The sequence below is a fragment of the Ditibartonella apis genome (assembly GCF_001952075.1).
Taxonomy (GTDB): Bacteria; Pseudomonadota; Alphaproteobacteria; order Rhizobiales; family Rhizobiaceae; genus Bartonella; species Bartonella apis.
Genome location: NZ_LXYU01000002.1, coordinates 535577 through 551551, shown reverse-complemented (window position 1 = coordinate 551551; position 15975 = coordinate 535577). Strand labels below are relative to the sequence as shown.

The following is a 15975-nucleotide window of genomic DNA, read 5'->3' as shown; positions in this document are numbered from 1 at the left end:
GGTTTACCCATTAAATGTTTTGAAAGAAGCAGATTGAAATTCGTTTACGTGTCTTCACCTCGTACGGAAATGAATGTCAGCACGCTTTATAAAAAGCTTGGAATTTCAAAAAAATGCGAAGCAAGCATTTCACCAAATGACGTGAAGGGGAAAGCCTTTCCCCTTCACACAAAAGGTTTTCCAGACCGGAATTGTAACCGGCCCGGCATCATTTTATTGTTCCTTCTTTGCACGCGTAATCAATTGATCAAGCAGCGAAATTGCTTTGTCAATTTCTTCTGTTGTAATGAGCAGCGACGGTGCAAGTGTGATGACGTTTTTATAATAGCCGCCAACATCGAGAACGAGACCGGTTTTTTTGCCCTGCCAGTCAAGATCGCCTGAAAGGCCGATGTCGACCATGCGATCAAGAAGTGCTTTGTTTGGTGTGAAGCCGTCTTCGGTGCAAATTTCGGCACGCAAGGCCAAGCCCAAGCCGTCAACATCACCAATTTCCGGATGACGTTTCTGAAGATCTTGCAATCCTTCCAGAAAATGTTTGCCTTTTTCCATAACCATGGTTTCATAATCGGTTTCACCAAGCATATGGAAAACTTCAACGCCGAGCGCTGTTCCGAGCGGGTTCGAGGCGAATGTTGAATGGGTTGACCCCGGAGGGAACATTTTCGGATTGATCAATTCTTCACGCGCCCAAAGGCCACCCAAAGGATTAAGACCATTGGTGAGCGATTTTGCGAAAACAAGAACATCAGGAGTAACTCCAAAATGTTCAATCGACCATAATTTGCCTGTGCGATAAAATCCCATCTGGATTTCGTCGACCACAAGAAGAATGCCATGCTCGTCGAGAACTTTCTTGATGCCTTTAAAGAAGTTTCTCGGTGGAATAACGTAACCGCCAGTGCCCTGAAGAGGTTCGATATAGAAGGCAGCGTATTCGGTTTCGTCGGCTTTCGGATCCCATACGCCATTATATTCTGTTTCAAACAGGCGGGCGAATTCGTTGACACAATGTTCGCCATATTCTTCAACAGTCATTCCTTTAGGACGACGGAACGGATATGGGAAGGGCAGGAACATGGCGCGTTCGCCAAAATGCCCGTAACGACGACGATAGCGATAGCTTGATGTAATGGAAGAAGCACCCAATGTGCGGCCGTGATAGCCACCTTCAAAGGCAAACATCAGGCTCTTTCCAGCCTTGGCATTACGCACGACTTTCAGAGAATCTTCAATACATTGCGAACCGCCAACATTGAAATGGATACGTCCATCAAGGCCGAATTTTTTCTTCATATCTTCGGCAATGATTTTGGCCAATTCGATTTTTGTCGGATGCAAATATTGGCTGGCAACCTGTGGTAAAGTGTCGATCTGCTTTTTCAGAACATTATCAAGGCGGGGATTTGCGTAGCCAAAGTTACAGGCGGAATACCACATTTGCAGATCAAGGTAAGGGACACCTTCGAGATCATACATATAGGAGCCTTCACAACCGGCAAATACTTTTGGCGGATTTACGTAGTGGACAGTATCACCGAAGGAGCAATATTTTGCTTCATCGGCGAGTAGCCGAGACTCGAAAGCCTTGGCATCAGATTTTGTCATTTTTTCTGGTTTTGCCATATTTGCACTCCAAACTAAAAGATAGTCGGAATTTTAGAGCCCGAAAAAGTTAGGGCTGTTGTGTTTGTGTTTTGCTTTAGTAACAAAACTTATCTTTGGCTGAAAACCTCTGAAGAATGCGGTTACAAAGTCTGAAAAATTGGCGGCTGATGTCATAAACGAATAGATTTTTATTTTGTAATCGTCTGCTTACAATATTCAGTTGTCACTAATCATGACAATGAAAACGATTGGCAAATTCGTTAAATTTGCCAATCGGATTTTTCAACAATTCTAAAAAATCGCTTTTACACTTCATCTCTTTCATTAGGAATTTTTGCGTAGACAATTAAGGCAACAGCGCAGATTAATGTAATGACCACCTGTGCAATGGCAAAAGCCATAGCCGACAAAATTGTCCCCGTTTCATTGAGTAAATATTGCGCAATCATCGGTGTGGAGCCGGCAAATATCATCGAGCAAACCTGATAGGTTACCGAAATTGCGGTATAACGGACTTGAGTAGGAAATGCTTTCACGAGAATACCCGCAAGAGCTGCATAATAGAGCGAGTGTGGGACAGTCGCCAAGGCCATGCCAATCATCGCTAACGGCATGGACTTCGTCTCGATGAGTGAGAACATAAGTGGCAACATGAAAATTTCGGGAATAAGCATCCATGTCACGGTTTTTCGCAGATCGAACTTCGAAGCCAGAATCGCACCAAAAGGCTGAACCAGAAGTTGAACAAAAATAGCGACACTGACGATGGATAGAAATTCGGTTCGGGTAAAGAGCTTTTCATGAACCGCCCATGCAAGAGCAAAAGTTGTTTTGAAATAGGTTGCAGTGACCGTTATGATGGTCGCACCAATTCCCAGCAAAACTATTGCCTTATATTTTTTAAATACCTCTGCAATAGGGAGGCGAGCAACAGCTTTTTCCTTTTGTATTTTTTCCATCTCGGGTGACTCATCCACACTGATGCGGATGATAAGACCTATTATAACCAGAATGGCGGAGAACATGAAAGGCAAACGCCATCCCCAACTCAGGAATTTTTCATCAGGCAACATCGAGAAAAATAGAAAAATTAATGTTGCAAGCATATTTCCGGCAGGAGAGCCCTGTTGAGCAAAAGCAGCGTAAAAAATGGATTTTCCCTTCGGTGCATGTTCGGCTGAAAGAACCACGGCGCCACCCCATTCACCTCCCATTGCCAAACCTTGGATCAATCGCAAGACAACAAGGAGTATAGGCGCAACAATACCGACATTTTCATATACCGGTAAAAATCCTATCAAAGTTGTACAACATCCCATTAACAGAAGTGTCGCTACCAGTGTCTTTTTGCGGCCGATACGGTCGCCCAGATGGCCAAAGAAAATCCCTCCGACAGGTCTGGCAAAAAACCCCACCCAAAAAGTTGCAAAAGCCGCTAGGGTTGCTGTTCCCGGATCAGTCGCCGGAAAAAACAATTTCCCCAATACCAATGCGGCAGCTGTACTATATGCATAAAAATCATACCATTCGATTGTCGTTCCGATAAAAGAGGCAATGCCTGCTTTACGTGCGCGACGTGTCCTTTCACTTATATTTTGTTCCATAGTTGTTGTGTCCAATAAAAATTATAATGACTGTTAACCAGGGACATTCAAACTTGGGACGTATTTGAAGTTCCTCCCTTCCGAAATCAGACCGCCTTTCAAAATCCTCCTGGCGGTCATTATGCAAAACGACAGAACATCTATTGCTGCAAGCTGTGAAACAGCTTCCAACGAATGGTCAAAATTAGATTGTCGTTAATCCTCCCAATAGGTCCCACGAAAGGAAACCTGTTAATATAATGAATATTTTTATTTGTATCGCAAGGCGAAAATAAATGTTTTCATAAAAATGAATTGAATAAGTCATTAAATTTTATTTTCAGAAATACTTTGCAATAATTTGAACTGAAAAGGTCGTACTTATGGAAATATGGATCGTTCAAAATCAATTATTCGGTAGACTAAAACTTCGCTTAAAAAATTGATTGTAAAATTCGGTCGCTGGATAATTTTCAGGATCGTTGTTGATATTATCTAATGCAGTCTTTTGATAAAACGACTTGGCATTCACTGCTTTTCATGCTTTCAATACTGCTTTTTGGACTTAAGTCTTTTGCAATCATTCACTTGCTGCGAGAGATTTTAACGGAGAAGAAAATGAAAACAGCGCTTGTTTTACAACATCTCGAATTTGAAAATGCCGGTTTGATCGGGAATGTTCTTGTTAAACGCGGATATGAACTAAAAAATCTTGATGCAACGCGCGATGACATTTCTGCGTTCCCGGTTAATGAAGCAGATATCATCATTATTTTAGGCGGTCCTATCGGTGTTTATGATGGTGAACGCTATCCTTTTATCAATCAGGAATTGAAACTGATAGAAAAGTCCTTGAAAATCAAAAAACCGATGGTCGGTGTGTGTCTCGGAGCACAATTGATTGCAAGCGTTCTTGGCGCAAAAGTACAACCGATGGGTAAAAAAGAAATCGGCTTTTCAAGCCTGCAATTAACTGATGAGGGGGAGAAAAGTCCACTTGCATTGATCAGCACAACGCCGGTTCTTCATTGGCATGGTGACCAGTTCGAGATTCCGGAAGGGGCGAAGCGTTTGGCAGAAACCGGTATTTGTCCCAATCAGGCGTTTTCATATGAAAACATTTTGGCGTTACAATTTCATCTTGAAGCCGATCTTGATTATTTTGAACATTGGTTGGTCGGCCATGCCGTCGAGCTTTCGCAAGCCGGAATTGATCCGGTTAATCTTCGCCATGCGGCAAAAAAACACCAGAATGATTTGAGAACAAAAGCTGAAAAGATTTTCAATCTGTGGTGTGAGGAAGCTTTGTAAAATATTTGATTGTTGCAAAATTGCTTCCGTCAACAGGGCAATCTTTTAAACACGGAAATTCGCTTCGAGAATCTGGGCTTAAAAACTATTATCCCGTTTCATGCATTGATATTGCTATTGTTGAAGATTGTGATTTGTAAAATTTTACACGAATTTCATTCCGGTTTTTGCGTAAAGCAAGACGTACTCATTTTAAAATCGGTTGTGAAATTTTACCCCACCCTCGCGGAAATTCTTTTTGTTGTAACTTTGGATTAAAATGAAAAAATAAGGAAATAATTGTTCAGGCTTTTCTGTTAATCGTAACACAGCAGTCAAGTTATTCTGCCTGCTGTTATCAAGGCAGAATAACCGAATGAGGTGCTGTCTCAGTTTTGGTTAGCCCAGAGGCAAAATGTTTCGCAAAAATCTTCACGCTGTTACCTATATCGGGAAATAAATCACATATTCGGATAAACGGGACCTTCACCACCCTGCGGACATGTCCATGTGATATTCTGGTTCGGGTCTTTGATATCACATGTTTTACAATGGATGCAGTTTTGCGCATTAATGACATAGGTTTCTCTGCCATCCTTTTCGATCCACTCGTAAACGCCGGCGGGGCAATAGCGTGTCGAGGGACCGGCATAAACGGTCAACTCCGATTTTTCCTGAACATCGAGTGACGTTACTTTCAAATGGCAAGGCTCGTTTTCTTCATGATTGGTATTGGAAAGAAAAACGCTCGAAAGCCTGTCAAAACTGACAATGCCATCAGGCTTCGGATAGTCGATAGGTTTGTGTTTTTCTGCCGGCTCAAGATAAAGATAATCCGGCATACCATGCGACATTGTACCAAATATTGAAAAGTGGAAGAGTGCTTGACACCACATGTCAAAACCGCCGAGTTGGACACCTTTTTTCGTGCCATATTTTGACAGCAACGGCTTGACATTGCGTACCGGATAGAGATCTTTTCCGATTGCACTGTCACGCCAACCATTTTCAATTTCAGCAATTTCATCATGACTGCGGCCGGATTTTATCGCATCGGCAACGGCATTGGCAGCGTAAACACCGGATAACACAGCATTATGCGAGCCCTTGATGCGGGGAACATTCATGAAACCGGCAGAACAGCCGATCAAGGCACCCCCCGGAAAAGTTAATTTCGGAACAGATTGCCAGCCGCCTTCGGTCAGAGAACGGGCGCCATAGGCAATACGTTTGCCACCTTCGAATATCGGGCGAATAGCCGGATGTGTTTTGAAGCGCTGGAATTCCTCGAATGGCGAAAGAAAAGGGTTTTTATAATTGAGGTGGATAACAAATCCGACAGCAATCTGGTTGTTTTCCATGTGATAGAGGAAAGAACCGCCACCTGTCGCGTCATCAAGCGGCCAGCCCAATGTATGCTGGACAAGGCCCGCGTGATGTTTCGAAGGGTCAATCTCCCACAGCTCTTTTATGCCTATGCCATATTTCTGGGGTGAGCGCCCTTTATCAAGCTCGAATTTGTTGATGAGAGTTTTCGCAAGTGAACCACGCGCACCTTCACCAATCAGAACATATTTGCCGAGAAGCTCCATGCCCCGCATATAATTGGGGCCATGGCTACCATCTTTTTCGACGCCCATGTCACCGGTTGCAATGCCTGTAACAGCACCGTCTTTATTATAAAGAACTTCAGTGGCAGCAAAACCGGGATAAATTTCAACGCCGAGTGCTTCCGCTTTTGTTGCAAGCCACCGGCAAACATTTCCCAAAGAGACGATGTATTTACCATGGTTGGAGAGAATTTTTGGCATAATCCGGTTGGAAATCTGCTTGGCTCTGGTCTCGTCCAACATGAAAATATGGTCTTCTATTACCTCCGTTGTGAAAGGATGGTTTTGTTCGTTGCGCCAGTCAGGCAAAAGAGTGTCAATCCCGATTGGATCAACAACGGCACCCGATAGAATATGAGCACCGACTTCGACACCTTTTTCTACAATAACAACCGAAAGATCGGGATTGATCTGTTTCAGTCTTATAGCAGCCGAAAGGCCTGCCGGACCGGCACCAACGATAACCACATCAAATTCCATGCTTTCGCGCGGAGGTAATTCATTCATTTCAAAGTGCCTTTTCAAGCTCCGGAATAATGTCGAAAAGATCACCGACCAATGCGTAATCGGCAATATGCATCATGGGTGCATCTTCATCCTTGTTGATTGCAACGATGACACGCGAATCTTTCATGCCGGCAAGGTGCTGGATAGCACCTGAAATGGCAACCGCGATATAAAGATCCGGTGCAACAACTTTTCCGGTCTGTCCGACTTGCCAATCATTGGGAGCATAACCGGCGTCAACGGCTGCACGGCTTGCGCCCACCGCAGCGCCAAGCTTATCGGCGAGCGGTAGCAGAATGGACATGAAATTTTCTTCCGAGCCAAGGCCACGGCCACCCGAAACAATGATTTTTGCCGAAGTGAGTTCAGGCCGGTCACTCTTCTTCACCTCTTCACTGACATAGCGAGACAGGGATGGATCTGCTGCCGGCGTGATTTTCTCAATTGGCGCTGTACCGTTTCCTGCCTTTGCCTTGAATGAAGCGGTACGCACAGTAATAACCTTTTTCCCGTCCGTTGACTGCACGGTTTCGATAGCATTGCCGGCATAAATCGGACGTTTGAATGTGTCGGGCGAGACAACCTCGATAATGTCGGAAATTTGCATGACATCAAGTGATGCGGCAACCCGTGGCATGATGTTCTTGCCATTGCTGGTCGATGCGGCCATGATGACATCATAATCTTTGCTTTGTGCAACAATTGTTGCAGCTACCGGTTCAGCCAATTGCTGTTCGAGATAATCGGCTTCTGCCAGAAGTACTTTATGGACATTGTCGAGTTTTGCGGCCTGTTCGGCAACCGTTTGTGCATTTTTTCCGCAAACGAGGATATCGACATCGCCACCGATTGTGTGGGCTGCGGTTAAAGCTTTTGCTGTTTGTTCCGACAAGGCAACATTATTATGTTCGGCCAATAAAAGAATGGTCATATTGAAATCCTTCCCTTGATGCTCAGAGCACGCCCGCGTCTTGTTTCAATTTTTCGACAAGTTCGGCAACATTTTTAACCTTTACGCCTGCCTTGCGGGCCTGTGGTTCTTCCACTTTCAGGATTTTTAGTCTGGGTTTGTTGGTTACACCAAGTTCAGCCAGAGTTTTCTGTTCGATCGGCTTTTTGCGCGCACGCATAATGTTTGGAAGAGAGGCATAACGTGGTTCGTTGAGACGTAGATCAACGGTGAGAACAGCCGGAAGTTTTACTGCAATTGTTTGTAAACCGCCATCGACTTCACGTGTTACAACGGCTTCACCATCTTTAAGCTCAAGTTTGGAGGCAAAAGTGGCCTGTCCCCAACCAAGCAAAGCCGCAAGCATTTGTCCTGTCTGGTTGGAATCGTCATCAATAGCCTGTTTTCCGAGGAAAACCATATCCGGTTTTTCGCTGTCAACGACCGCTTTCAGAACTTTTGCAACTGAAAGTGGTTCTATTTCATCATCTGTTGTAACCAGAATAGCCCGATCAGCGCCAACAGCAAGAGCGGTCCGTAATGTTTCCTGTGCAGCCTGTGGCCCGACACTTACAGCAACAACTTCACTTGCGTGACCGGCTTCTTTTTCACGAACAGCCTGTTCAAGCGCTATTTCGTCAAACGGGTTCATGGACATTTTGACATTAGCAAGTTCGACGCCTGTTCCGTCACTTTTTACGCGCGGCTTGACGTTGTAATCTATCACACGTTTTACAGCTACCAATATTTTCATAGGCCTATCCCTTTGCTAGAACCGCTGATCGTTTCCATCCTGCATGCGATGTTATTCGGTTGGAAAGACAATGTATAGGAGTAACATCACCTGAATCCAACCATTTTTGTTGCCTTTCGGGTTTGAAATTACCCGTCAATCAAGCAACAAGTTTGCCATAATGAATGACATTCTCGATATGCACATCGTTTGAACCAAAAAGCATTTCAATCATTGTTAAACGACGGAAATAATGTGCACCGATATATTCCATTGTCATGCCGATACCACCGTGAAGTTGTACCGACATTTGACCTACAAAACGGGCAGATTTATTGATTTGTGCTTTGGCCGCAGAGAGAGTAGCAAGGCGTTCCTGTGCATCCTGTGTATTCAGCATCATCATCGCATAATAGCTCATGGAGCGGGCTTGCTCGGATGCAATCATCATATCAACGGCTTTGTGTTGAAGTGCTTGAAAAGTGGAAATAGCGACGCCAAATTGCACACGCTGTTTCAAATATTCGACCGTGAGATGCAGTAGTTCATCCATAATGCCGGCAGCTTCGGCCATCATTGCAACCATACCTTCTTGCAAAGCACGTTCGATAACGGGAAAAGCTTCGTTTTCCTTGCCGATGAGGTTTTCTTCGTCAATCATGACATTTTTGAATGTAATGTTGGACGCTCGCCCGCCGTCGGCACTCCTGTAATGAACAGCTTCAACGCCTTTTGTGTCTGCTGGCACGATAAACAAACCAAGGCCTTCTTCAGGTGCTTTGTTTTCGTCGGTTGTGGCACTGACAATATAATAATCGGCACCTTCTGCATAAGGAACGATCACTTTGGTACCATTCAGCGCGTATTGATTTCCACTTTTTTTGGCGGACAATTCGATATTGAAAGGATCATTGAAAGTTTTTGCCTCATTATGGGCAAATGCAAAACGTTTCTGACCTTCGATCATAATTGAAAGCAATTTACTCTTCTGGCTGTCATTTGCAGCTTTTGACAATATAACGCCGGGAATGACAATATTGTTAAGATAGGGAGCGGCGACCAAACCTCTTCCCAAAGCAGACATGACAATGCCGGTTTCTTCGACACCATAGCCAAGGCCACCATCTGCTTCTGAAAAAGGCATCATTGTGAGGCCCATTTCAACCAGTTGTTGCCAATCGGCATCGCTAAAACCGCAAGTATTTTTCCGGGCGTTGTCAATAGCTTCCAATGTCGAGAATTTTTCGCGAACAAAACGGCCAATGCTGTTTTCCAACATGGATTGTTCTTCATTAAGTTGAAAGTCCATTTTAGCCTCACATTCCCAAAATTGCTTTTGCAATTACATTATGCTGAATTTCGTTTGAACCACCATAGATCGAAACCTTGCGTGTGTTCATATAAAGTCCGGGAACACCGCGCGCCCAATCCACTCCGTCAGGTAGAGCTGCTGCATCACTTCCCGCCAATGATAATGGGCCGGCAAGTTCAAGTAATAATTCAGTTGATGCTTGCTGAAGCTCTGACCCCTTGATTTTCAAAATAGATGATGCCGGATCAGGTGCTTTATCGCCTGAGACTTGTTTTGACAAAACGCGCATTTGCGTTATTTCCAAAGCTTTCAATTCGATTTCAAGCCAGGATAGCCGTTCCCTGAAGCCGGTGTTTTCCCACATGGTTTGCTCGTGATAAGGAACCGTTTTTGCAAGTCGTTTGATCCGCGATACGCGTTCTTTGGTAAGCCCCAACCGTGCAATTCCGGAACGTTCATTGGCCAAAAGGAATTTGGCGTATGACCAGCCTTTATTTTCTTCACCTACAAGGTTTTCTGCCGGTACTTTGACGTCGGTAAAGAAAATTTCGTTGACTTCATGTCGTCCGTCAATGGTAATAATGGGGCGGATGGTAATGCCGGGGGTTTTCATATCAATAAGGATGAATGATATACCGGCCTGCTTTTTTACATTGGGATCTGTTCTGACGAGACAGAATATCCAGTCTGCATATTGGCCGAGTGTTGTCCATGTTTTTTGTCCATTGACAATGTAATGGTCGCCTTCACGAACAGCTCTTGTTGTCAATGATGCGAGATCCGATCCCGCGCCCGGTTCGGAAAATCCCTGACACCACCAGTCGTCAAGATTGGCAGCACGTTTCAGAAAACGTTCTTTTTGCTTCTGATTTCCGAATGTAGCAATCACCGGACCAACCATAAAGCAGTTGAACTGGAGCGGAAGGGGAACTGCATTGTAGAGAACTTCCTCGGTAAAAATATAGCGTTGGATAGGCGTCCAGTTTTTTCCTCCCCATTCAATCGGCCAATGCGGTACAGCAAGCCCTGCAGCGTTGAGAATACGTTGCGAGGTCACCATTTCTTCCTTGCTCAAACTCTCGCCGGCGCTCACCTTTTCCCGAATTTTTTCAGGAATTTTTGTCTGGAAAAAATGCCGCAACTTATCACGGAATTTCAGCTCTTCATCAGTAAAACGCAAATCCATAATAACACCTCAATTAATTTCAAAAAGTCCGGCACATCCCATGCCACCGGCTACGCACATTGTAACAACCGCATAACGCACGCCGCGTCGTTTGCCTTCTATCAAAGCGTGGCCAACCAATCGCGCACCGCTCATGCCAAAGGGATGTCCGATGGCGATCGCCCCCCCGTTGACATTGACGATTTCCGGATCAATTCCCAATGTGTCGCGGCAATAGACAGACTGTGATGCAAAAGCTTCATTGAGTTCCCACAATCCTATGTCGGAGATCTTCAAATGATGGCGTTGCAGTAATCGGGGAACTGCGAAAACGGGACCGATACCCATCTCTTCAGGCGAACAGCCGATAGACACAAAGCCACGAAAAATACCGAGCGGTTCGAGATTTTGCTTGCTCGCTTGTGTTTTGGACATCAGCACACAAACCGAAGCCCCGTCCGATAGCTGGCTTGCATTACCGGCCGTCACAAAACGCTCTTCTTTAACCGGATTTAGTTTTGACAATGCCTCAAGTGTTGTGCCGGGGCGGTTTCCTTCATCCTTTGAAAGAGTAACGGTTTCTTGTGTAACTTCGCCAGTCTCTTTATTGGTTTTCGAGCAAATCGTCGTAATAGGCACAATTTCATCATCAAAAAGGCCTTCTTTTTGTGCCTTGGCTACCCGTCTTTGACTTTCTACAGCAAATTCATCCTGCGCATGTCTCGATATATTGTAACGTTCTGCAACAAGATCGGCAGTGTCAATCATTGACATATAAATTTCCGGAATATGTTCTTTAAGCCAGGGATTGACGACAAGGTCACGCCGTACATTCGGTTGGACAAGGGAAATAGATTCCACTCCGCCGGCAACCATGGTTGGAACTTTGTCACACATAATACGATGGGCAGCATCGGCAATTGCCTGTAAGCCGGATGCACAAAAACGAGAAACGGTGACACCCGAAGATTTTACCGACAATCCCGCAATAAGCGATGCATGGCGGGCAACATTGCCTCCCGTTGCCGCTTCAGGAAAGCCACAACCAAGGACAACATCTTCGACATCGGCCGGATCAATACCTATTTTATTTACCGCCGCTTTGATACAATGGGCAGCGAGATCTGCGCCATGTGTCATGTTGAGACTTCCGCGAAATGCCTTGCCAATCGGCGTTCTGGCAGTCGAAACAATAACAGCTTCATCCATTCTCTCACTCCCGAAATAAACGATTTACACGGTGTTATGCCGATCTTCCTCTCTCACGACCGGTAAATGTAAAATCGTATGGACTGGTCTTTGACCGATTGGTTTTAATCCCGTTCAGTCTTTCCTCTGTTCAGTCTTCAAAATGTTTGTTCGATTTCACCAATTGTTCAAGCAATGGTGCAGGCTTAAGGCTTTCGTCACCGAATTCTTCGGCATAATGCTCAAGCCTTCCGGCGATGAGCTTCAGTCCCTTATGGTCGGCAAAATAGATGGGGCCGCCACGCCAGATCGGCCAGCCATAACCGTTGCACCATATGACATCAATGTCGCTTGCACGCGCGACAATGCCTTCTTCAATAATGCGGGCGCCTTCGTTAATCATCGGATAAATCAGCCGTTCGATAATTTCATCATCCGATATCGGACGACGTTTTATTCCAAGCTTTTTCGACACATCTTCAATAAGCTTTTCAATCTCGGGATCGCGTTCGCCTGTCCTTGAGCCATTTTTATAAATATAATAGCCACGTCCGGTTTTCTGACCGAAATATCCCAATTCGCAGATAGCATCAGCAATAGGAAAGACCTGTCCGGTTGCTTTGCGGTTGCGCCAGCCAATATCAAGTCCGGCAAGGTCGGAAACTGCATAAGGCCCCATCTTGAAACCGAAGTCGGTCATTGCCTTATCAATTTGCCATGGCAGAGCGCCATCTTGTAACAATTTTTCGGAAGCTTCGGTTCTTCTTGCCAACATCCGATTGCCGACAAAGCCGTGACAAACGCCGACAACAACCGGAATTTTACCTATTTTTCGGGCAAAATTTACCGAACCTGCCAAAACCGGTAGCGAAGTTTTTTTGGCTCTGACGACTTCAAGAAGGCGCATAATATTGGCGGGCGAGAAAAAATGAAGTCCGAGTACATTTTCAGCACGGCTGGTAACGCCTGCAATCTCGTTCACATCAAGGTAGGATGTGTTGGTTGCAAGAATAGCAGAAGGCTTTGCAATTTTATCAAGTGTGGTGAATATGTCTTTTTTCACCTTCATATCTTCAAAGGCTGCCTCGATAATCAGATCAGCGTGAGCTGCATGGTCAAGGCCGATTTCACCTTTGATGGATTCGACGCATTTTTGTCCGGCTTCTTTTGTCATCCTTCCACGATCAATGAGGCTCTGATACGTATCGGCAATTTTTTTCAATCCACGTTGTAAGGCTTCGGGATTTGTTTCGATAAGAGTAACAGGAAACCCCTTGCTTGCCGCCGCCATAGCAATGCCTGAGCCCATTGTTCCGGCTCCTATGACTGCCAGCGAGTTTATCGCGACAGGGGTAGCATTGCCTATATCGATTTTCGCAGCAGCGCGTTCGGCAAAAAAAGCATATCGCATAGCTTTTGAACGATCATCATTTTGCAAACAAGAAAAATGGTCTCGTGTGCGCTTGAGATTGTCTGAAAAATTTTCGCGAAACCCCGCCTGCATCGTGTCAATAAGAGCTGCAATTCCGGGATTTTCCGACCTCTTCGTAAGTTCTTTTTGAACCAGCGCGTCAAAGGCTTGTTTACTATCGCGGCTAACAAAAACCGCGTCGTCCACACGGTTTTCATAGTGTTCGGCTACAAGCGTATTTGCCAATTTTATTGCTTCTCCAACAAGATCGCCATCGGCAATAAGTGAAATGATTCCACTCGAAAGGGCGGCCTTTGCAGAAAGCGGTTTTCCGCTTTTTGCCAATTCAAAGGTTTTGTCGGCTCCGATGATCGGAGGCAAAAGTTGTAACGCTCCCGCACCGGGAATGAGCCCCAGATTGATTTCCGGCAGGCCGATTTGGGCTTTTGGCCCAGCTATGCGTTTCGAGCAGCTAAGAGCAATTTCGGCACCACCGCCAAATGCTACACCGTTGATTGCAGCAACCACCGGTTTTTTGAAATGACGGATTTTTTCGATGAGATGGACAAGAACCGGCGGCTTTGCCGGCTTGCCGAACTCGGTAATATCGGCACCAGCGACGAAGACATTGAGTTTTGAAGCAATGACTGCCGAACCGATGGTTTTGTCAGCAGCGATTTTGTCCAAAGCTATGTCAATTTTCGACCGTAGCGTTTGGGACAAAGCATTCACCAGCGGATTATCAAGCCATATAATTCCCACGCCTTCTCTTACTTCCAATGAAACAATATCCGTCATTAATACCTCCCAGTAATGAATGCCTGCTGCCGTCGACGTCGAAAAACGTCCTTTTTAATTTAATGATAAGCACGAAAGTGATTTTCGACCCGTTCCGGAATTTGGTGTGTTATTCCGCTCCCCCTCTAGAAACTCATTTGTTATTCTGCATAATGGAAAATAAATTGCAATGTCAAAGATCAAGTTTTGTTCACATTTATGTTTGCAAGCTAAATTGGCATCCAATTTTCCGAGTAAAAACAAACAGAATTACGAGTATTTTTAGTAAAGAACGTTTTTATCCTCCATATTTTAGAAAATTCATTTCAACGAAAAGTCAATTTTTATCGAAAATAAACTTCGAATGAGGTGACGCTTATATCCGGAAAAATTGAACATTGCATTGTCATTGTAACGAACAAAAAATTTGGGAAAGGTCCATTTTTATCTTATTATTCCACTATGCAGAAAAAGATTGACGGGTTTTATTGAATTGGTTATTGTTACAGACTGGGAGATTATACGGGAGGAATAGCATAATCTTTTTTCGTAAAAATTATAGTGTTTAATAGTAATAAATATAATATTATACGATTAATAGTATAGTTTTATTTTAAATATAAATACCTATCGAATAATGATAAATAGAAACATAGAGCGGGAGGAAAATATATGTTTCGTAATTTATTTGTATATCTATTTATATCGGCCAGTATTATATTCGGTTTTTCGGCTGTTTCATTTGCTGAAGACTATGTCGTTGGTGTTCATTTGCCATTAACAGGAGCTTTTGCACGGGCGGGGCAGGCCTATCGCGAAGGTATGTTGGTTGCCGAACATCTTCATAACCTCAATAACGAAACGAAAGTAAGATTCGATATTGTGGATGACGAAAGTACTGCGACCAAAGCGGTGACTGCTGTTGAAAAATTTGCGAGTAGCGGCGATGTTGCCATTATCGGCGGTTATGCTTCAAGCATTATCGGGCCGGCCTCCGAAGTGTCCAATCGTTATGGCGTTACTTATATGACTGCCGGTGCCGTGTCGGAAGAACTGACAAGACGGGGATTGAAAACATTTTTCCGCGTCAATAACAATGGCGGTTATGCGGTTGCAGTCAATGGAATGCTTGACGAGCTAAAACCTGCGAAAGTTGCGATTTTTGTAAACACACGTAGCGATGCTCCCAGTCTTCTTGCAAAATCGGTAGGAGCCCATCTCAAACAGCAAAACATCGAATTTGTTGAATATCCTTTTGACGCTTCAACCACCAATTTCCAGCCGCTGGTCAATAGGATGCGTTTGCGTGACAAACCGGATGTCATCCTGATGATCGTTTATGAAAATGATTACATCGGAATTTTGCGTGCGGCTAAACTTATCAAGCCCGATGTCAAGGCTATGGTTGGAACATGGAGTGTTGCAACAGTCAAAATGCAGGAAGATTTTCCCGATCTTATGGAGAAAGTTATAGGCTGCGCTCTGATTTCCTTTCCGGCTGCATTCAACGACGAGGAAGGCAAAACCTTCCAAGCAACCTATAAAGAACTTTACGGCAAGGATGTCGATTATCAGGCAGTTTACGGTTATGTTCAGGCAAAACTTGTTTTCGACGCAATTGATCGCCTGGCCAAAAAGGGTTCATTCGACCGGACAAAACTTGCTGATGAATTACGTGCCGAGGAAGTTGACAGCCTGATTGGCAAAATCAAGTTTGATGATACCGGCGAGAACATACATTTTTCGCTGCGTATGTCCCAACATCAAGGCAAAGAACTGCCAATTGTTGCACCATCAGATAAAGCCACAAAACCGCTTCTGTTGCCGGCTCGCCCTTGGTGA

At 44.6% G+C, this 15975-nt stretch carries 11 protein-coding genes; 2 read left to right on the top strand and 9 right to left on the bottom strand.

Annotated elements, in window-relative coordinates; genetic code table 11:
• Positions 1 to 213 precede the first annotated feature (213 nt).
• Both PEB0122_RS06935 and PEB0122_RS06930 read right to left on the bottom strand, forming a co-directional pair.
• The gene (locus PEB0122_RS06935) at positions 214 to 1626 is read right to left on the bottom strand and encodes an aspartate aminotransferase family protein (protein WP_075870352.1); all 1413 of its coding nucleotides are present in this window, start codon (positions 1624 to 1626) and stop codon (positions 214 to 216) included.
• A 287-nt stretch (positions 1627 to 1913) separates the two neighbouring features.
• Entirely contained in the window at positions 1914 to 3212 is a 1299-nt protein-coding gene (locus PEB0122_RS06930) for an MFS transporter (RefSeq protein WP_075916224.1), read from the bottom strand.
• Positions 3213 to 3809: 597 nt separating this feature from the next.
• Here PEB0122_RS06930 and PEB0122_RS06925 point away from each other — a divergent pair.
• A complete protein-coding gene (locus PEB0122_RS06925) occupies positions 3810 to 4502 on the top strand; it encodes a glutamine amidotransferase (protein ID WP_075916352.1) in 693 nt (230 codons plus the stop codon).
• Between the two features lie 440 nt (positions 4503 to 4942).
• Here PEB0122_RS06925 and PEB0122_RS06920 read toward each other — a convergent pair whose 3' ends face one another.
• From PEB0122_RS06920 to PEB0122_RS06890, 7 genes are all read right to left on the bottom strand, one after another.
• Entirely contained in the window at positions 4943 to 6598 is a 1656-nt protein-coding gene (locus PEB0122_RS06920) for an electron transfer flavoprotein-ubiquinone oxidoreductase (protein ID WP_075916222.1), read from the bottom strand.
• A gap of 1 nt (position 6599) precedes the next feature.
• The gene (locus PEB0122_RS06915; protein WP_075913480.1) at positions 6600 to 7529 is read right to left on the bottom strand and encodes an electron transfer flavoprotein subunit alpha/FixB family protein; all 930 of its coding nucleotides are present in this window, start codon (positions 7527 to 7529) and stop codon (positions 6600 to 6602) included.
• A 22-nt stretch (positions 7530 to 7551) separates the two neighbouring features.
• Complete coding sequence (locus PEB0122_RS06910) at positions 7552 to 8301, bottom strand: electron transfer flavoprotein subunit beta/FixA family protein (RefSeq protein ID WP_075870347.1); 750 nt, start codon at positions 8299 to 8301, stop codon at positions 7552 to 7554.
• A gap of 139 nt (positions 8302 to 8440) precedes the next feature.
• The gene (locus PEB0122_RS06905) at positions 8441 to 9589 is read right to left on the bottom strand and encodes an acyl-CoA dehydrogenase family protein (protein ID WP_075916220.1); all 1149 of its coding nucleotides are present in this window, start codon (positions 9587 to 9589) and stop codon (positions 8441 to 8443) included.
• A 7-nt stretch (positions 9590 to 9596) separates the two neighbouring features.
• On the bottom strand, positions 9597 to 10778 hold the full coding sequence (locus tag PEB0122_RS06900; RefSeq protein WP_075916219.1) for an acyl-CoA dehydrogenase family protein: 1182 nt from the start codon (positions 10776 to 10778) through the stop codon (positions 9597 to 9599).
• 9 nt (positions 10779 to 10787) lie between these two features.
• Positions 10788 to 11966: an acetyl-CoA C-acyltransferase gene (locus PEB0122_RS06895; protein WP_075916217.1), complete on the bottom strand. Its 1179-nt coding sequence runs from the start codon at positions 11964 to 11966 to the stop codon at positions 10788 to 10790.
• A gap of 130 nt (positions 11967 to 12096) precedes the next feature.
• Positions 12097 to 14154: a 3-hydroxyacyl-CoA dehydrogenase NAD-binding domain-containing protein gene (locus tag PEB0122_RS06890; RefSeq protein WP_075916215.1), complete on the bottom strand. Its 2058-nt coding sequence runs from the start codon at positions 14152 to 14154 to the stop codon at positions 12097 to 12099.
• Positions 14155 to 14805: 651 nt separating this feature from the next.
• Here PEB0122_RS06890 and PEB0122_RS06885 point away from each other — a divergent pair.
• Positions 14806 to 15975, top strand: a complete 1170-nt coding sequence (locus tag PEB0122_RS06885) for an ABC transporter substrate-binding protein (RefSeq protein WP_075916213.1) — start codon at positions 14806 to 14808, stop codon at positions 15973 to 15975.